This window comes from Streptomyces kryoterrae (assembly GCF_054072135.1).
Genome location: NZ_CM133358.1, coordinates 8081368 through 8100038, shown reverse-complemented (window position 1 = coordinate 8100038; position 18671 = coordinate 8081368). Strand labels below are relative to the sequence as shown.

Here is an 18671-nt window from a genome sequence, read left to right as displayed (position 1 = left end):
AGGCTACCGCTAGCGCCCGCGCAGCCGTCGTACGAGAATGCTCGCGTCGCCGCGGGACTCGAGATCCGCGAGCACCACCGCGACCGCCTCGCGCACGATCCGCCCGCGGTCGACCGCGAGCCCGTGCTCGCCCCGCAGCACCAGACGCGCGTGCTCCAGGTCCATCAGCTCCTCGGCGGAGACGTACACCGTGATCTTCTCGTCGTGCCGCTCGCGGCCGCTGGGCCGCCGCGAGGGGGCCCGTCCTCGCTTGCGGGACGCCGAGACCGACTGCGGCGACGGCCCCTGCTGCCCGGAGGCAGAACCTTCCTGCTCGCCCTGGCGGCGCATCGGACGCTCCGCGACGGCCCCCCGGCTGCGCGACTCACCCGCGCCGGCCTGGTCCGCGCCGGTGGCGACATGTTCGTCGCCGTCACCGTCGCCGCCCTGGACGGGCACCGAGTGCGGCACGTCCTCAGCGGCGGCCCCGTCGCTCTCCCCTGCGGGAGCCGGTACCCGGGCCTCACCGTTGGCCTGGCGCCTGGGGCTGGACGACTGGAGCGCCATGCCCCCGGTGGTGCGGAACAGTTCGTCGGCCCCCGGCAGACTCACTCGGCGTGACACCGGGCGAGCACCTCCCTGGCGAGCTGGCGATAGGCGGCGGCACCGACGGAGTTCGAGGCGTACGTGGTGATCGGCTCGCCGGCGACCGTGGTCTCCGGGAAGCGGACCGTGCGCCCGATGACCGTGTGGTAGACGTGCTCGTCGAAGGCCTCGACGACACGTGCGAGCACCTCACGGCTGTGCACCGTGCGCGAGTCGTACATCGTGGCGAGGATCCCGTCGAGCTCCAGCTCGGGGTTCAGCCGCTCCTGGACCTTCTCGATGGTCTCCGTCAGCAGCGCGACACCGCGCAGTGCGAAGAACTCGCACTCCAGAGGCACTATCACCTTGTGAGCCGCCGTGAGGGCGTTCACGGTGAGCAGGCCGAGCGAGGGCTGACAGTCGATCACGATGTAGTCGTAGTCGGCCATGAGCGGCTTCAGGGCGCGCTGGAGCGTCGACTCGCGCGCGACCTCCGACACCAGCTGCACCTCGGCCGCGGACAGGTCGATGTTGCTCGGCAGCAGGTCCATGTTCGGGACCGCCGTCTTGAGCAGAACCTCGTCCGCGGACATCCCCCGCTCCATGAGCAGGTTGTAGACCGTCAGGTCGAGTTCCATCGGGTTCACGCCGAGGCCCACGGAGAGGGCGCCCTGCGGGTCGAAGTCGACCAGCAGGACCCGGCGTCCGTACTCCGCGAGCGCCGCACCCAGGTTGATGGTCGACGTCGTCTTGCCGACGCCGCCCTTCTGGTTGCACATCGCGACGATCGTCGCGGGTCCGTGACTGGTCAGCGGACCCGGGATCGGGAAGTACGGCAGCGGGCGTCCGGTGGGACCGATGCGCTCGCGGCGCTGACGGGCCGCGTCGGGCGCGAGCGTGGCCGCGTACTCCGGATCGGGCTCGTACTCGGCGTCGGGGTCGTAGAAGTGCCCGTCGGGCAGTTCGTCGTAGTCGGCGAAGTGGTTGTGGACCCCGCCACTACCGTCGCCGGCCATGGCGTTCACGTGATGGCCATCCATGCTCATGTGTCCTGGCTTGGTCACCCCGGACGTCTGGTGACCCTGATGGGCTGCGAAGGTGCGGACCGCGACGGAGCCGACCGCCGCGAGCCCCGCGGGGCCCGATTCCCGCGCCGGCATTCCTGGTTGACCACCCCCGGGAGTAAATGTCGACTCATTCACAAGTCGTCTTACCTCCTTGGTGACCAGGAAACTTCTCGATAGGTCAGCGTGGCACCATGCCGACGGTTGGCGACTCTATGGCGTGTCGGCCGTTCGCAGCAACACAATCCGCCGGACCCGGCCCGATGTGTCGGCAATGAAACATCCCTCTGTCAAGGGCGTACGGCCGTCGCACGGCAGGGTTCACCGGTGCGCGAATCGGTTGAATCGTTACGTTCGAGGCGAGTTGAACGAGTGTCGCAAAGTGACCATACACACATCCCGCCGGGCCTTGTCGGGCAAGGTCCGGCGGGGTGCGGGGCGTTGACGATCCCTGTTGACCTATCGCCTTTTACCCGCTGACGACTTGGTCGTTTAGTCGACCGGGAGCACCTGCGAAGCGGCCGGGAAGGTCAGCCGAGCAGCGCTTCCAACTCCGCGTGCTCCAGGCCGTGCGCCTCCGCGACCTCGCGGTAGACGACCTTGCCGTCATGGGTGTTGAGACCCCTGGCGAGCGCGGGATCGCGGCGCAGCGCGGCCACCCAGCCGCGGTCGGCGAGTTCCACGATGTACGGCAGCGTGGCGTTGGTGAGCGCGTAGGTCGAGGTGTTGGGCACCGCGCCGGGCATGTTGGCGACGCAGTAGAAGACCGATCCGTGGACGGGGAAGATCGGTTCGGCGTGGGTCGTGGGACGCGAGTCCTCGAAGCAGCCGCCCTGGTCGATCGCGATGTCGACGAGAACGCTCCCCGGCTTCATCCGCGACACCAGTTCGTTGGTGACCAGCTTCGGGGCCTTGGCGCCGGGGATGAGCACCGCGCCGATGACGAGGTCGGCGTCCAGGACGGCCTTCTCCAGCTCGAAGGAGTTGGACATGATCGCCCGGACCTTGGTGCCGAAGACCTTGTCGGCCTCGCGCAGCTTGTTGATGTCGCGGTCGAGCAGCGTGACATGGAAGCCCATGCCGACGGCGATCTGCGTGGCGTTCCAGCCGGAGACGCCGCCACCGATGACGACGGCCCGCGCGGGCTGCGTGCCGGGGACGCCGCCGGGGAGCACGCCACGCCCGCCGACCGAGCGCATCAGGTGGTAGGCGCCGACCTGCGGGGCCAGCCGGCCGGCGACCTCCGACATCGGGGCGAGCAGCGGCAGGGCGCGACCGGGCAGCTCGACGGTCTCGTAGGCGATCGCCGTGGTGCCGGACGCCACGAGCGCGTCAGTGCACTCCTTGGACGCGGCCAGGTGCAGGTAGGTGAAGAGCGTCTGGTCCTTGCGGAGCCGGTGGTACTCCTCGGCGATGGGCTCCTTGACCTTCAGCAGCAGGTCGGCGGTGGCCCACACCTCGTCGGCCGTCGGAAGGATGCGCGCGCCTGCGGCCACGAACTCGTCGTCCGTGATCGAGGAGCCGACACCGGCGTTCCGCTCGATGACGACCTGGTGGCCGTGGCGCACGAGTTCGTGCACGCCGGCGGGGGTGATGGCGACGCGGAACTCGTTGTTCTTGACCTCGCGGGGGATGCCGACCTTCACGTCGATCACGGTCCTTGGCTCAGAGGGTGCGGGGGCATAGCACTACATAACCGGACGTGCCGGGGCACACCAGGAGACCGCAGGGGAAGGCGCGGTAGAGCCAGTCTAATGAAGGCGTTCTCGGTGTCTAGCCTTTCAAAGCATCAATCTTCGACTGATGTACTGCGGATTTCGTAGGCGTTAGCGCCGTGTTCCAGGTCAGGATCACCTTCGGGGAGGTCCGGCTCGCCCTCCAGGGGGTCCGGCTCGTCGCTCAGCAGCCGCTCGGCGGCGGCCCGGTGCACCCTGGCAGCCGTCGGATCGCCGAGGTGCTCCAACGTGTCGGCCGACCGAAGCTGGAGCGCCGCCTGCAGCCGTACGTCGTCGGCGCGGCTCGCCCACTCCAGCGCCTCCTGGCAGGTGCGCAGCGACTCCTCGGGCCGCCCCGCGTACTCCTGGACCCGCGCCAGCTCGCTCAACGCCCGTGCGTGCGCGGCCACATCGCCGATCTTGCGGTAACCGGCCACCGCGGCCCGCCAGTTGCGCAGCGCCTCGCCGTAGCGGCCCGCGTAGGTGTGCGCGGTGGCGATACGGCCGTACAGCCGGGCGGCGTCCTCGCGCTCGTCGCGCGCCAGGCGCTGGGCGAGCGCCCGCCCGTACCAGTCGGCGGCGCGGTCGTAGTCCCCGAGCTCCTGGTGTGCGCCCCCTACGGATTCCATCGCGCGCCCGGTCGCATACGGGTCGTTCGCCTCGCGTCCGGCGTCCAGCGCGGCCCGGTAGCGGGCCAGCGCGTCGTTCGTGCGGCCGGTCTGCGCGTCCAGGTCGGCGAGGTTCAGCAGGGCGGCGGCCCGTTCGCGGGGCAGTTCGCGGCGCTCGGCGACATCGAGGACGAGGCGGTGGATGCCGTACAGGTCGGGTGCGGCGGCCTGGGTGCCGATGTGCGCGACCATGGCCTTGACCAGGGCGGACATCAGGCGCCGGGCCAGCGTGTCCAGCTCCCCGTCGGCCACGGCCAGCCGGGCGGCGGCGAGCAGCGCGGGGCGGCGGATCTCCAGCCAGTCCGCCGCCGCCCTCGGGTTCGGGAAGCGCAGCGAGCTGGGCGTGCCGAGGAGTTTCTCGCGGGCCGGCGGGCTGTCGGTCTCGGTGATCGCCCGGCAGGACACCAGCAGCCGTACCGTCCGCTCCAGCATCCGGGCCCGGGCCAGCTGGAGCTCGGCCGGGCGGTCCTGGGACTCCGCGAGAGGGCGCAGGAGGGGCAGCAGGCAGCCGGGGACCTCGTACTGCGGCAGCGGCGACTCCACGGCCGCCAGGAGGCCCAGGGCGACGAAGTCGTCCAGGGTGGCGCGGGCGCCCCCGACCGAGCAGCCGGCCAGCGCCGAGGCGGTCTGCGGGTCGACCAGGCCGCCGGGGGCCAGCGCGAGCAGTCGCAGTATCCGGGCGGCCGGGGTGGGCAGCGAGGCGTACACGAGCCGGAAGACACGGCTGAGGGCGGTGCCCTCGTCGCTCTCGGCGTGCAGTTGCTTGGCGAGGTCGGAGACGGCCGCCTGGGGCCGGGCGGCGAGCCAGCCGCCGGCCAGCATCAGCGCGGCGGGCTGCCCCTGGCACACCTCGGCGAGGCCTTCGGCGGAGCGCGGGTCCACGGTGACGCGTACCGCCCCGGTGAAGCGCTCCAGCAGTTCCACGGCGGACTTGGTGTCGAGGCCGCCCAGGGTGCACGGGCGGACGTCGGAGATCCCGGTCAGCGGGCCCCCGGAGACGGCGACGGCCAGGCAGTCGGGGTTGTCCGGAAGCAGTGCGTCGACCTGCTCGGCGTCGGCCGCGTCGTCGAGCAGGAGCAGCGTCCGCCGGTCGGCCAGCGCGTCGCGCAGCGCCTCGGTCAGCTCGTCCTCGTCGGCGCCGGGCGGGGTGGGCAGTTCCAGGGCGGTCAACAGCTCGCGGGCGGTGCGTTCGGTCGGCACGCGCGTGCCGTCGGGCTCGGTGAGCCGGGCACGCAGCACACCGTCCGGGTAACTGTCCGCGACCTGCCGGGCCAGCTCCTCGGCGAGCGCGCTGCGGCCCGAGCCGGGCTTGCCCGCGATGAGGAGCACGCGCGCACGGGGCGCTTTCCGGCCCGCGAGCGTGTCGAGTCCGGCGCGCTCGATGTCGGCGCGCAGTTCCTTCAACTCTCTTGTCCTGCCGAGGAACTGACTGTCCGTTGGAACGGGCGGCCGATCGTTTCCGGACAGCTTCGTGCCGTCTGTGTCCACCGCCTGATCCGTCACGGGCCACACTCCCGTCCACCTGCACGCGCAAGCCCGCCGGGACTCCGGTTCGGGCGTTTCCAGAGCCTAGTTCACGCTCTGCAACGATCGGTGCGGAGCGCGGCGGGCAGGTCGCCCGATCGGATCAGCCGATGGTCACACCGGGCGCGGCGGGCGACCCCTGAGCCCCTGGGGGCGCCTCAGGTCTCCTCAGGCGTCGAAGGGCCGGGCCGGCCACGGCGCCTCGGCCGGGCGCAGTGCGTCGAGTCCGTCGCCCCTCTCGGCCGCCACCAGCGAAAGGACGCCCACGACGAGGCAGTTGTTGTGCAGTTCACCGGCGAGGACACCCCGGACAAGCTCGTCGACGGGCACGCGCGCGTGCTCCATGTCGGCCTCCTCGTCCTCGACCGCGAAGCGCTGCCCGTCGGCCTCGGACAGATTCCGGGCCAGGAAGATCCGTACGGCCTCGTCGCAGCCGCCGGCCGTGGGGTAGACGTCGGTCAGCACCCGCCAGTCCTCGGCCTTGACGTGCGCCTCCTCGTACAGCTCGCGCTGGGCCGCGTGCAGCGGATTCTCGCCCGGTACGTCGAGCAGGCCTGCCGGGATCTCCCACATCCGTTGGCGGACCGGGTGACGGTACTGGCGGATCAGCAGCACCCGGCCTTCGGCGTCCAGGGCGAGGACGCCCACGGAGCCGGGGTGGACCTGGTAGTCGCGGCCCACGACCGAGCCGTCGGGCATGACCACCTCGTCGGTGCGCACGGAGGTCTTGTTGCCCACGAAGGGGATCTCCGTGGCCCGGATCTCCCACTCCTCCGGAGTGTCCCTGATGGTGGTCATGTCGACGTGTCCTCCCGCGTCCCGCCCGTACACAAGAAACCGGCCCGAAACCGGCCCAGGAGCCGGCACAGGAAACCGGGGCACGCACCCCAAAAGGCGTGCACCCCGGTCACCGTACAGCCCTTGCGCTACTTGCCCGTCTTGCGCTGGACGGCGGCCTTGACGAGGCCGGCGAAGAGCGGGTGGGGGCGGGTGGGGCGGGAGCGCAGCTCCGGGTGGGCCTGCGTGGCCACCAGGTAGGGGTGGACCTCGCGCGGGTACTCGACGTACTCCACCAGCTTGCCGTCCGGGGAGGTGCCGGAGAACTGCAGCCCCGTCTTCTCCAGTTCGGCGCGGTAGCTGTTGTTGACCTCGTAGCGGTGCCGGTGGCGTTCCTCGACGTACTCCTTGCCGTCGTACACGTCGCGCACGATGGAGCCCTCGGCGAGCTTGGCCGGGTACATGCCCAGGCGCATCGTTCCGCCCATGTCGCCGTCGCCCGCGACGATGTCGAGCTGTTCGGCCATCGTCGAGATGACCGGGTGGGCGGTGGCGGGGTCGAACTCGGTGGAGTTGGCGTCCTCGACGCCGGCCAGGTTGCGGGCCGCCTCGATGACGATGCACTGCAGGCCCAGACACAGCCCCAGCAGCGGGATCTTGTGCTCTCGGGCGTACCGGATCGCGCCGACCTTGCCGGACACACCGCGGTCGCCGAAGCCGCCGGGGATGCAGATCGCGTCCACATCCTCCAGCTGCTTCTGGGCACCCGCCGGGGTCTTGCAGTCGTCCGAGGTGACCCACTTGATCTTCACGCGCGCGTGGTTGGCGAATCCGCCCGCGCGCAGCGCCTCGGTGACCGAGAGGTAGGCGTCGGGCAGGTCGATGTACTTGCCGACCAGGGCCAGGTTGATCTCGTGGGTGGGGTTGTGGACGCGGTCCAGGAGGTCGTCCCAGGTCGTCCAGTCCACGTCCCGGAAGGGCAGGTCCAGCTTGCGGACGACATAGGCGTCCAGGCCCTCGCGGTGCACGGTCTTGGGGATGTCGTAGATCGAGCGGGCGTCAGGACAGGCCACCACCGCGGCCTCGTCGACGTCGCACATCAGGGAGATCTTGCGCTTGATCGCGGTGGGGACCTCGCGGTCGCAGCGCAGCACGATCGCGTCCGGCTGGATACCGATGTTCCGCAGGGCCGCCACGCTGTGCTGGGTCGGCTTGGTCTTCAGCTCGCCGGAGGGGCCGATGTAGGGCAGCAACGAGATGTGGACGACGAACACGTTGTCGCGGCCGACCTCGTGACGGACCTGACGCACGGTCTCCAGGAAGGGCAGCGACTCGATGTCGCCGACCGTGCCGCCGACCTCGGTGATGACGACGTCGACCTCGTCGGTGGCCATGCGGCGGATGCGGTGCTTGATCTCGTTGGTGATGTGCGGGATGACCTGGACGGTGTCGCCCAGGTACTCGCCGCGCCGCTCCTTCGCGATCACCGTCGAGTAGATCTGGCCGGTGGTGACGTTGGCCGAGCCGTCGAGGTCGCGGTCGAGGAAGCGCTCGTAGTGGCCGATGTCCAGGTCGGTCTCGGCGCCGTCGTGGGTGACGAACACCTCACCGTGCTGGAAGGGGTTCATCGTGCCGGGGTCGACGTTGAGGTAGGGGTCGAGCTTCTGCATGACGACCCGCAGTCCGCGCGCCTTCAGGAGCATGCCGAGGCTGGAGGCGGTCAGGCCCTTGCCGAGCGAGGAGGCCACACCCCCGGTGACGAAGATGTGCTTGGTCGTCGTGGCGTTGCTGTTTCGAAAAGCAGCGGGTGTCATGGCCAAGGTGGGGCTCCCGTGGTCGCGGTCTGGGGTGCGGTACGGCCGCCCGGGCCCGGAGCTTTCCGGGTTTTCTCTGGGGGAGCCGTCGCTGCGGTTCGGGGGTTTCCTGCCCACCGGTCCACGGGCTACCAGGGTATCAGCGACCCGAGGAGATGCCTTCCGGCCACGCTCCGCGCACACCCGGACACGCATCCCGTACACGAGTCACCATCACCGCGTCCGGCGCTCACCCGAAACAGTGTCCGCTCACCCGAGCTTCACTCGTTCAGCGGACCCGGGTTGTCCGGAGCGGCACGCGGATCATCTGAGTGCGTCGTATGCTCCTCGGACACTCGCTGCCGAGCCCGGCCGGCAACACGGCACCACCCCGCCCGTAACCCCGGAACAACGAGCGCTCGTCAGCCCGTTGAGCAAAGATTGGTGTTTGCTTCACCGCTCAACGATGCTGGACAACGAACCCTTGACCGCAAGATCGAGACCCCCGTTTTCCTTTTCTTGGGGGCGACGTGGCCTTTCGACTGGAGTTGCACGTGGCCGGGCTCATCGAGGACTACGCACTCATCGGGGACATGCAGACCGCCGCGTTGGTCTGCCGGGACGGCACAGTCGACTGGCTGTGCCTGCCCCGCTTCGACTCCCACGCCGTCTTCGCGGGACTGCTCGGCACCGAGGAGCACGGCTTCTGGCGCCTCGGTCCCGCGCACGCGGCGGACGCAGAACCCCCGGTATCGGCCCGCCGCCGCTACCGGGGCGACTCGCTGATCCTCGAAACCGAGTGGGACACCCCGCGGGGCACGGTCAGAGTGACCGATTTCATGCCCCCTCGCGACGGCGCCCCCCAGCTGATCCGCATCGTGGAGGGCGTCAGCGGCCGGGTGCCGATGCGCTCGGCCCTGCGCATGCGGTTCTCGTACGGCCGTGTCGTGCCGTGGGTGCACAAGCACGAGGGGCGGACCGTCGCCGTCGCCGGCCCCGACTCGGTGTGGTTCGACACCACCGCCGAGACGTACGGCAAGTCCCTGACGACGTACGCCGACTTCACGGTGGCGCCGGGCGACCGGATCGCGTTCACGATCACCTGGGAGCCCTCGCACAAGCAGCCGCCCGCGCTGCCCGAGCCGGAGCAGTCCCTCGACGCCACCGAGGAGTTCTGGCGCGAGTGGGTCGACCAGTGCACGTACCACGGCCCCTACCGGGAGGCCGTCGTCCGCTCGCTCATCACGCTGAAGGCGCTGACGTACGCGCCGACCGGCGGCATCGTGGCCGCCCCCACCACCTCCCTCCCGGAGGACATCGGGGGCGTACGCAACTGGGACTACCGCTACACCTGGCTGCGCGACGCGGCCATCACCCTCTCCTCCCTCCTGCGCACCGGCTACCGCGACGAGGCCCGCGCCTGGCGCGAGTGGCTGCTGCGCGCGGTCGCCGGCGACCCCGAGAACCTGCAGATCATGTACGGCATCGCGGGCGAACGGGAGCTGGGCGAGGCCGAGCTTGACTGGCTTCCCGGCTACGAGAACTCGGGCCCCGTCCGGGTCGGCAACGGCGCCGCGCACCAGCTCCAGCTGGATGTGTACGGCGAGGTCACCGAGGCCCTGCACCTGGCCCACATGACGGGTCTGGCCCGCAACGACTACGCATCCCTGCTCCAGCTGAAGCTGATCCGCTACCTGGAGCAGCACTGGGACGAGCCCGACGAGGGCATCTGGGAGGTGCGCGGTCCGCGCCGTCACTTCGTGCACTCCAAGGTCATGGCCTGGGTCGCGGTGGACCGCACGATCAAGCTCATCGAGTCCGGCGACGCGGACGGCCCGCTGGAGAAGTGGATCGAGCTGCGCGACGACATCCACCGGGACGTGTGTGAGAAGGGTTACGACAAGGAGCGCAACACCTTCACGCAGTCGTACGGCTCGAAGGAACTGGACGCCTCCCTGCTGCTGATCCCGCAGATGGGCTTCCTGCCCCCCGACGACAAGCGCGTCATCGGCACCATCGAGGCCATCCAGCGCGAACTGTCCACCTCGGACGGCTTCATCCTGCGCTACCCGACGACCTCGGGCGGCGACGAGAACCTCGACGGTCTGCCGGGCGACGAGGGCGCGTTCCTCGCCTGTTCGTTCTGGATGGCGGACGACCTGGCGATGATCGGCCGGGTCGACGAGGCCCGCAAGCTCTTCGAGAAGCTCCTGGCCCTCCGTAACGACCTGGGCCTGCTGGCCGAGGAGTGGGACCCCCGCCTCAAGCGTCAGGTGGGCAACTTCCCGCAGGCCTTCAGCCACGTCCCGCTGATCGACACGGCCCTGAGGCTGACGGCTTCGGGGGCGTACGGCGGCTGAGCGCGACCTACGGGCCGCGTCCGCCTAGTCTGGAAAGCACATAAATGCCCCTTCTTGAAAGGTGGCGGCCATGGCTTCCCCAGCAAAGGCGGGCGCGTCCCTCACCGCGCTCCGCGAGGATCTGACCGGCGATGTACTCGCCCCCGGCGATCCTGGATACGACGACGCCCGGACCGTGTTCAACGCCATGATCGACCGGCGTCCGGCGGTGATCGCACAGTGCGCGGACGAGGCCGACGTGGCACGTTCCGTGCGCTTCGCCCGCGACCTGGACCTGCCGATCGCGGTGCGCGGCGGCGGCCACAGTGTGGCGGGCATGAGCCTGAACGACGGCGGCCTGGTGATCGACCTGCGCCGGATGCACGAGGTGACCGTCCATCGGGCGGCCCATTCGGTACGGGTCCAGGGCGGGGCCCTGATGAGCCACCTGGACCGGGCGACCCAGCCGCACGGGCTGGCGACCACCGGCGGGCGGGTCTCCACGACCGGGGTCGGCGGCTTCGTGCTGGGCGGCGGCAGCGGCTGGCTGGAGCGTTCCTGCGGCCTCGCCGTCGACAACCTCATCGGCGTCGACCTGGTGACCGCCAACGGCACCGAGGTCCACGCGAGCGCCGAGCAGAACCCGGAGCTGTTCTGGGCCCTGCACGGCGGCGGCGGAAACTTCGGCGTCGCCACCGCACTGACCCTGAGGCTGCACGAGCTGCCCGCGTTCTCCATGGCCCTGGTCCTGTATCTGCCGGAGTTCGGTGAGGAAGCGACCCGCACCTACCGTGACGTGATCGAGGCGGGCCCTGTCGAGGCGAGCGGCGGAGTCATCTATCTCACCGGCCCGCCCGAGGAGTTCGTACCGCCGCACTTGGTCGGACAGCTGCTGTGCGGCGCTCTGCTGGCGTACGCGGGTCCCGAGGAGGACATGCGCAAGCTCGCCGAACCGCTGCTGGCGCTGCCCCACGAGGCGGAGGTCGTCACCGCGATCCCGTACGCGGACCTGCAGTGCATGCTCGACGACCCGCCCGGCATGCGGAACTACTGGTCGGCGGAGTATCTGTCGGGCGCGCCCGACGACTTCGTGGCCGCGTTCTGCACCGCGGGAAACTCCGTACCGGCGCCGACGGGCACCACGCATGTGCTGTTCCCCATGGGCGGCGCGGTCGCCGACGGCCCGTCCGAGTACCCCGTCCCCTACCGGGACGCTCCCTGGGCCGTCCACCCCTTCGGTATCTGGGAGGACCCGGCGGACGACGAGCGCTGCGTCCAGTGGGTCCACGACGTCCGTACCGCCGTCCGGCCGTGGAGCACCGGCGCGGTGTACCTCAACTTCATCGGGGACGAGGGCGCGGAGCGCGTGATCGCGGGCCTGGGCGCCGAGAACACGCACCGGCTCGCGTCGGTGAAGCGCCAGTACGACCCGGACAACGTGTTCCGCTTCAACCACAACATCGTTCCGGCGTAGACGAGCCGCGCCTGCCGCTGATGCGCAGGTCGTCAGCCGTACGTAGGTGCGGGTAGCGTCCGCTGCATGGACAGCCGCGCAGACAGCCGTTTCGAGACCCGGGGCGCCGGCATCACGGTGCGGCGGGCGCTGGAGCTGCCCGGGCTGCGCGGCGGGCTGCCGGAGATCCTGGCGGGCGCCGACCGGCTGGGGCGAACCGTGCGGTGGGTGCACGCGGGTGAGGTCCCGCACATCGCCTCGCTGCTGAAGGGCGGCGAGCTGCTCCTGACGACCGGGTACGGGCTCGGCACCCGTCCGGCCGAGCAGCGCGCGTTCGTCCGTACCCTCGCCGAGCGGGGCATCGCGGCGCTCGTCGTGGAGCTGGGTCCCCGCTTCACCCGGCTGCCCGCGGCCCTGGTCGAGACGGCCCGCTCGACCGGTCTCCCCCTGGTCCAGCTGCACCGCGAAGTGGCGTTCGTGGCCGTCACCGAGGAGATCCACACCGAGATCGTCAACGGCCACTACGCGCTGCTCCAGCGGGCCGAGGAGGTCCACCGGCGCTGCACGGAGGCCCTGCTGGGCGGCGGTGGCATCCCGCAGGTCCTGGGGATCCTGGCGGATTTCAGCGGCAACCCGGTGTTCCTGGAGACGACGGACGGCCAGCTCCTGTACGCCGCCGGAGCCGGTCCCGAGGGCGCCGACCCGCTCCAGGTGTGGGAGGGCCTGCGCGCCCAGCACAAGGACACGCCGCCGCCCGCCGGTTCCGTGCTCGTCGATGTCCCCGGGGGCGGCCCCGGGGGCGGCCCCGGCACCGGCTCGGTCCGCGCACGCCTGGCCCTGCTGCCCGTTCTCGAACCCCTCGCCCCCGTACACCGCATGGCCGCCGAGCGGGCCGCGGGCATCCTGGCCGTCGTCCTGATGCAGGCCCGCCAGGAGGAGGAGCTGGCGGCGCGTGGCCGCGGCGACTTCCTCACCGACCTCGCCGAGGGCCGTGTCGAAGCGGAGGCCGCGCCCGCGCAGGCCCGCGTCCTCGGTTTCAAGCCCGGCACCGGCCCGCTGCTGCCGATGGTGATGCGGCTCGGCGACACCCTGTCACCGGGCGGCGGCTGGGCGGTGCTGGCGCGGGCGGTCACGGAGGAGCTGGCGTCGGTGGGCGTGCCGGTGCTGCTGGGCGTACGGCCGGTCGAGGGGCGCGTGCCGCTGCTGGTAAGCCTGCGTACGGAGTCCGAGCGCCCGGCGGTAGCCGACCGGGTCGCGGCGGCGCTGCGGGCGGGTGTGGAGCGCGCCGGCATCCAGCGTCCGGGCGCCCGGCCGCCGGTCGTCGTGGTCGGGGTCGCCGGCGGCTGGGCGGCGGCCTCGGCGGGGCTGCGCCACGCGGCGGAGACGGCGACGGCCGCCCAGGGCCTGCCGGACCGCCCCTGGTACGACGCCCGCCGTCTGGACATCGACCTGCTGCTGTGGCGCCTGCGCGACCAACCGGACCTGGCGGCCTTCGTGGACCGTGCCATCGGCCCGCTGCGCGCCCACGACGACCGCTCCAAGCCGCCGCTGCTGCCCACCCTGGAGACGTATCTGGCCCATGCGGGCCGCAAGGCGGAGACGGCCCGCGAACTCCACCTCAACCGGCAGACCCTCTACAACCGCCTCGCGCGGATCGGGGAGTTGCTGGGCACGGACCTCGACGACCCGCAGACGGTACTGGCGTTGAGCCTGGCGCTACGGGCCCGCAGGCACGTGGCCTAGCAGCCCCGTGGCAGGCGCTTCAGGTCAGCGGCCGGGGCTGCGTGAACTCGTCGTAGACGCTCAGCACTTGGGCGACGGTCTCGTCCTCGGTGGGCCAGGTGCCCATCTGCCGGACGCCCCGCTCCCGGAGGAGCTCCCGGCGCTCCGGATCCCCGAGAAGCCGTACGACAGCTCTGCCGAGCGCCACCGCGTCGCCGTACGGTACGAGTTCGGCCGCGTCCCCGACCAGCTCGGGAACGCCTCCCACGGCGGTCGCGATCAGCGGCACGCGCGCGTGGAGGGCCTCCTGGGCGAGAACGGAGCGCGACTCCCAACGGCTGGGCAGAAGTGCGAGATCGGCCGCGAGGAGCAGTTCGCTCACATCGTCGCGCCGCCCGATGAGCCGGACCGGCAGCCCCTCGTTCTCGATGCGGCCCTGCAACTCCGCCCGCAGCGGCCCCTCCCCCGCGATCACGAGGAGCGGCGCGGGATGGAGACCGCGCCACGCGTGTACGGCGTCCAGCAGGACGTCGTACCCCCGGTGCCGGTCGAGGGTGCCGACGGCCATGAGCAACGGGCGGTCCGTGGCACCGAGTTCGGCCCGCGTCTTGCACCGGTCGGACTCGTCCCGTCCCACGGCCCCGCGCGGGACGGGGAGCGCCACGGCGGACAGCCGGGCGTCCCTGGCCCCTCGCCGCCGGGCCCGGTCCACGAGATCGGAGGAGGTCCCGAGGACGACCGCGGCGGCCTTCACGACCCGCCGCTCCAGCACCTTCAGCAACTGGGCGCGGGGCCCCTCGGCGTAGCCGCGGTTGTGCCAGGTGACGACAAGCGGAGTACGGCGCCCGCTGAGCGCGAGGGCGGCCCGGAAGGAGGCGTGCAGCCCGTGCGCGTGCACGAGATCGGCGTTCGAACAGGCCGCGCGCAGCGCCGCCACCGAGCCGGGGTCGCTGCTGCGCGGGATGGGCACGTGTTCGGCACCGGCGCCCGTGAAGTCGTAGGCGCTGTCGGCGTCGGAGGGGGCGCACACAGTCACCCGCACGCCTCTCTCGACGAGCCCCGCGGCCAGCGAACGCACGTGCTGGCTGCTGCCGGCGTTGCCGCCGCCGAGCACCTGCACAGTGCGCAGCGGCGACTGACCGTGCGGTGAGTGGCTGCTCACGTGGCCGGGGCTCCTGGTTCAGCATCGGGCGGTCACGAAGAAAGGACACGGAGAAACGTACAGAAGGTTTGGGCGGAAGGGGTGTACCGCGCCACTTCCTCCGTGTACGGGGGTATTCCGTGCTTCTTCAAGGATGCCAGTACGTACGGGTGTTCCGGACCACGGAGGCGTGGGACGGGTCACTCACACGGGTGAGCGAGACCTCACCGGACGTCAACTGTTCGAACGTCAGCCGTCCGCCCGAGCCGCCGCCAGCAACTCCTCCGCATGCGCCCGCGCCGTCTCCGAGTCCTCCTGACCGGCCAGCATCCGCGACAGCTCCCGGATCCGGTCCTCGCCCTCCAGCACCTTCACGCCCGACCGGGTCACCGACCCGTCGTTGGTCTTCTCCACCAGCAGTTGCCGGTCGGCGAACGCGGCGACCTGCGGCAGGTGCGTCACGACGACGACCTGCGCGCTCTTCGCCAGCCGGGCCAGCCGCCGCCCGATCTCCACGGCCGCCTTGCCGCCCACACCGGCGTCGACCTCGTCGAAGAGGTAGGTGGGCACGGGATCGGTCCCCGCGAAGACGACCTCCACGGCCAGCATCACGCGGGACAGCTCACCCCCGGACGCCCCCTTGGCGATGGGCCGGGCGGGCGCCCCCGGGTGCGGTGCGAGCAGCAGCTCGACCTCGTCGGCGCCGGACGGCCCGTAGGCGACCGTACGTCCGTCGACCTCGACGCCCTCGGGGTCCTCGGTCTGCCGGATGTCGAACGACACGCGCGCGTGGGGCATGGCCAGCGAGGCCAGCTCGGCGGTCACGGCGTCCGCGAACCGCGAGGCGGCCTCCGTCCTCGCGTCCGTCAACGCCTGTGCCATCCCGCTGAGTTCGCCGCGCAGCGCGTCCCGCTCGGCGGTGAGGTCACCGATCCGTTCGTCGTCGCCGTCGAGTTCGAGCAGCCGCGCGGCGCCCTCCTCGGCCCAGGTGAGCACGCCGGCCACGTCGGATCCGTACTTCCGCGTCAGCGCGGTGAGCGCGGCCCGCCGTTCCTCGACGGCGGCCAGCCGCAGCGGATCGGCGTCCAGGTCGTCGGCGTACCCCGCCAGCTCCCCGGCGACATCCCCGAGCAGGATGCCGACCTCACCGATCCGGTCGGCGAGCGCGGCCAGGGCGGAGTCGTGCGACCGTACGGCCTCCAGGGCCCGATGAGCGCCCGCGACGAGCGTGGCGGCCTCGATGCCCTCGGGGTCCTCGGGGTTGCCGGCGAGGGCCGCGTGGGCGACGGTCGCGGCCGAGGCCAGCGCCTCCGCGTGCCCGAGCCGCTCCGCCTCCTCGGCGAGCTCGGCGTCCTCACCGGCCCGCGGCTCCACGGCGGCGATCTCGTCGAGCCCGTACCGCAGCATGTCGGCTTCCTGGGCCCGTTCACGCGCGCGCGTGGTGATCTCGTCCAGCTCGTTGGCGACGGCCCGCAGCCTCCGGTACGCCTCCCCGTACTTGGTGAGCGGCGCGGCGACCGCGTCTCCCGCGTACCGGTCGAGCGCCGCCCGCTGCCGGGACAGCTTGAGCAATCCCTGCTGGTCGGTCTGCCCGTGCACGGCCACCAGTTCGTCGGCCAGCTCGGCCAGCACACCGACGGGCACGGAACGGCCGCCCAGATGCGCCCGGGAACGCCCCTCGGCGGAAACGGTACGGCTGATGAGCAGCGCCCCGTCGTCCAGCTCCGCGCCGGCCTCCTCGGCCCGTACGACGGCAGCACCGCCCGGGGGCACGGTGATCCGCCCCTCGACGACCGCGTTCTTGGCCCCGATCCGCACCAACGCCGCGTCAGCCCGGCCACCGAGCAGCAGCCCCAGGCTGGTCACGACCATGGTCTTACCCGCACCGGTCTCACCGGTCACGGCGGTAAAGCCTGGCGACAGCTCGACGACCGCATCGTCGATGACGCCGAGCGACCGTATCCGCATCTCCTCCAACACGAACACGACCATACGAGGTCGGCCGACCAAAGTGCGACGCCCCCCACCTCGAATGAGAGAACCCGCAGGTAACGAAAGGAGATCGGCCTCGCTATGTCACCCAGGGGAGTGGCCGTGCCCCGACAGGGGCGCGGGGCCGTATCCGATCTGCGGCTCCGCCGCGCGGGCGCGACAAGCCACCATCAACCCCGCCCCCCACTCACGGTCGGCGCTAGTGAGGCGCGCCCCGCCACCCGGAAACAGGCAGCGCGAACTTGGCCACCAGCCGATCAGTGAACGAAGCGTGATGCAGCCGAGCCAACCGCACCGGCACAGCCCCCCGCCGAACCTCCACCCGCGCCCCTGGAGGCAACTCCACGGTCCGCCGCCCGTCACACCACAGCACCCCCGGAGGAATGTGCGGCAGAACCTCCACGGCGAGCACGGAATCCGGCGAGGTCACCAGCGGCTTCGCGAACAACGCGTGCGCACTGATCGGCACCATCAGCAGCGCCTCGACCTCGGGCCACACCACGGGCCCACCGGCGGAGAACGCGTAGGCGGTCGATCCCGTGGGCGTCGACAGGCAGATGCCGTCGCACCCGAACCCGGTGACCGGCCGCCCGTCGATCTCCAGCACGACCTCGAGCAACTTCTCCGCGGACACCTTCTGCACGGCCGCCTCGTTCAGCGCCCAGTCGGTGTGCACGATGTTCCCGTTCTGGTGCACGACGACGTCGATGGTCATCCGTTCCTCGACCTCGTACGACTTCGTCACCACCCGGTCGACAACCTTGTCGAGGTCGTCGCGCTCGGCCTCGGCGAGGAAGCCGACGCTACCGAGGTTGACGCCGAGCATCGGCACCCCGGACGCCCGGGCGAACTCGGCGCCACGCAGCAGCGTGCCGTCACCGCCCAGCACGATGAGCAGCTCGCATCCGTCGAGGCACTGCGCGGTGGCCTCCTCGATCAGCTCCACCTCCGGCGGCAGCGGCAGGTTGGCCGCCTCCGCCGCGAGCACCCGCACCCCGAGTCCGGAGCGCACCAGCCCCTGGACCACAAGCTCGGCGCTTCTGATCGCGGCGGGCCGTCCGGTGTGGGCGAGCAGGAAAACAGTTCGATCTCGGGTCTGAGTCAACGAGGCCCCTCCGCCACTGCACGGTCAACGTCGGCCGGGTTGAGTTCGGGTGCGCCGGCCCGCAGCCACAGAAAGTACTCGACGTTCCCCGACGGCCCGGGCAGCGGGCTGGCGGTCACGCCCTGCACACCCAGCCCCAGCTGCCCGGCGCGGGTGGCGACTCCGCGTACCGCCTCGGCACGCAGTTCGGGACTGCGTACGACTCCTCCACTGCCCAGCCGTTCCTTCCCCACCTCGAACTGTGGTTTGACCATCATCACCAGATCGGCATCGGGTGCCGCGCACCGCGCAAGGGCGGGCAGCACGAGACCGAGCGGGATGAAGGACAGGTCCCCCACGACAAGATCCACTGGTTCCCCATCGATCGCTTCGAGCGTCAACTCGCGTACGTTCGTACGGTCCTTGACGGTGACGCGTTCATCGCTCTGGAGAGACCAGGCGAGTTGTCCGTACCCCACGTCGACGGCGACGACGTGTACGGCACCAGCGCGCAGCAGTACGTCGGTGAATCCGCCGGTGGACGCGCCGGCGTCCAGCGCCCGCCGTCCGCCGACCTTCAGCCCCTGCGGTACGAAGACCTCCAGGGCGCCCGCGAGCTTGTGGCCGCCCCGGGAGACGTACTCGGGATCGTTGTCGTCGGCCACGACGACGATCGCGGCGGCGGTCTCCACCTGGGTGGCGGGCTTGGTCGCGACGGTCTTGCCGACGGTGACCCGTCCGGCGGCGATCAGCTGGCTCGCGTGCTCGCGCGAGCGGGCGAGTCTCCGCCGCACCAGCTCGGCGTCAAGGCGGCGGCGTGCCACTCCTGCCACGT

13 protein-coding genes are annotated in these 18671 nt (G+C 71.3%); 3 read left to right on the top strand and 10 right to left on the bottom strand.

The genetic code is table 11. The features are described 5' to 3' along the window. Positions 1–9: 9 nt before the first annotated feature. The 6 genes from ACW4TU_RS35965 to ACW4TU_RS35940 form a co-directional block, all read right to left on the bottom strand. Positions 10–603, bottom strand: coding sequence for a hypothetical protein (locus ACW4TU_RS35965; protein ID WP_457420196.1), 594 nt, complete (start codon positions 601–603; stop codon positions 10–12). Continuing rightward, positions 588–1724, bottom strand: coding sequence for a ParA family protein (locus ACW4TU_RS35960; protein ID WP_457420194.1), 1137 nt, complete (start codon positions 1722–1724; stop codon positions 588–590). Before ACW4TU_RS35960 ends, ACW4TU_RS35965 begins: the two co-directional genes overlap by 16 nt. Before the next feature lie 434 nt (positions 1725–2158). Then, positions 2159–3274 carry an alanine dehydrogenase gene (gene ald / locus ACW4TU_RS35955; protein ID WP_457430495.1) on the bottom strand — a complete coding sequence of 372 codons (1116 nt, stop codon included), beginning with the start codon at positions 3272–3274 and terminating at the stop codon, positions 2159–2161. Between the two features lie 143 nt (positions 3275–3417). After that, entirely contained in the window at positions 3418–5514 is a 2097-nt protein-coding gene (locus tag ACW4TU_RS35950) for a tetratricopeptide repeat protein (RefSeq protein WP_457420192.1), read from the bottom strand. 189 nt (positions 5515–5703) lie between these two features. Beyond that, the gene (locus tag ACW4TU_RS35945; RefSeq protein ID WP_457420190.1) at positions 5704–6333 is read right to left on the bottom strand and encodes an NUDIX domain-containing protein; all 630 of its coding nucleotides are present in this window, start codon (positions 6331–6333) and stop codon (positions 5704–5706) included. A 128-nt stretch (positions 6334–6461) separates the two neighbouring features. Next, complete coding sequence (locus ACW4TU_RS35940; RefSeq protein ID WP_457430494.1) at positions 6462–8126, bottom strand: CTP synthase; 1665 nt, start codon at positions 8124–8126, stop codon at positions 6462–6464. A 533-nt stretch (positions 8127–8659) separates the two neighbouring features. Between ACW4TU_RS35940 and ACW4TU_RS35935 the strand changes: the two genes are divergently transcribed. The 3 genes from ACW4TU_RS35935 to ACW4TU_RS35925 all read left to right on the top strand — a co-directional run bounded on the left by ACW4TU_RS35935 (position 8660) and on the right by ACW4TU_RS35925 (position 13640). Continuing rightward, positions 8660–10465: a glycoside hydrolase family 15 protein gene (locus ACW4TU_RS35935; protein ID WP_457430492.1), complete on the top strand. Its 1806-nt coding sequence runs from the start codon at positions 8660–8662 to the stop codon at positions 10463–10465. 70 nt (positions 10466–10535) lie between these two features. Then, complete coding sequence (locus ACW4TU_RS35930) at positions 10536–11918, top strand: FAD-binding oxidoreductase (RefSeq protein ID WP_457420188.1); 1383 nt, start codon at positions 10536–10538, stop codon at positions 11916–11918. Between the two features lie 66 nt (positions 11919–11984). Further along, complete coding sequence (locus tag ACW4TU_RS35925; protein WP_457420186.1) at positions 11985–13640, top strand: PucR family transcriptional regulator; 1656 nt, start codon at positions 11985–11987, stop codon at positions 13638–13640. Positions 13641–13659: 19 nt separating this feature from the next. Here the strand turns inward: ACW4TU_RS35925 and ACW4TU_RS35920 are convergent, their stop codons facing one another. From ACW4TU_RS35920 to ACW4TU_RS35905, 4 genes are all read right to left on the bottom strand, one after another. Continuing rightward, a complete protein-coding gene (locus tag ACW4TU_RS35920; protein ID WP_457420184.1) occupies positions 13660–14781 on the bottom strand; it encodes a glycosyltransferase family 4 protein in 1122 nt (373 codons plus the stop codon). A 228-nt stretch (positions 14782–15009) separates the two neighbouring features. Beyond that, on the bottom strand, positions 15010–16752 hold the full coding sequence (gene recN / locus ACW4TU_RS35915) for a DNA repair protein RecN (protein ID WP_457420182.1): 1743 nt from the start codon (positions 16750–16752) through the stop codon (positions 15010–15012). A gap of 199 nt (positions 16753–16951) precedes the next feature. After that, positions 16952–17857: an NAD kinase gene (locus tag ACW4TU_RS35910; protein ID WP_189151736.1), complete on the bottom strand. Its 906-nt coding sequence runs from the start codon at positions 17855–17857 to the stop codon at positions 16952–16954. Continuing rightward, positions 17854–18669 (bottom strand): TlyA family RNA methyltransferase, encoded by an 816-nt coding sequence (locus ACW4TU_RS35905; RefSeq protein WP_457420181.1) that lies wholly within the window; start codon positions 18667–18669, stop codon positions 17854–17856. Before ACW4TU_RS35905 ends, ACW4TU_RS35910 begins: the two co-directional genes overlap by 4 nt. Positions 18670–18671 lie beyond the last annotated feature (2 nt).

Excerpts from the sequence above, each read along its gene's own strand:
- ACW4TU_RS35940 (WP_457430494.1), bottom strand. The coding sequence starts at position 8,126 with ATGACACCCGCTGCTTTTCGAAACAGCAACGCCACGACGACCAAGCAC.
- ACW4TU_RS35960 (WP_457420194.1), bottom strand. The coding sequence starts at position 1,724 with ATGCCGGCGCGGGAATCGGGCCCCGCGGGGCTCGCGGCGGTCGGCTCC.
- ACW4TU_RS35930 (WP_457420188.1), top strand. The coding sequence starts at position 10,536 with ATGGCTTCCCCAGCAAAGGCGGGCGCGTCCCTCACCGCGCTCCGCGAG.
- recN (WP_457420182.1), bottom strand. The coding sequence starts at position 16,752 with ATGGTCGTGTTCGTGTTGGAGGAGATGCGGATACGGTCGCTCGGCGTC.
- ACW4TU_RS35945 (WP_457420190.1), bottom strand. The coding sequence starts at position 6,333 with ATGACCACCATCAGGGACACTCCGGAGGAGTGGGAGATCCGGGCCACG.
- ACW4TU_RS35925 (WP_457420186.1), top strand. The coding sequence starts at position 11,985 with ATGGACAGCCGCGCAGACAGCCGTTTCGAGACCCGGGGCGCCGGCATC.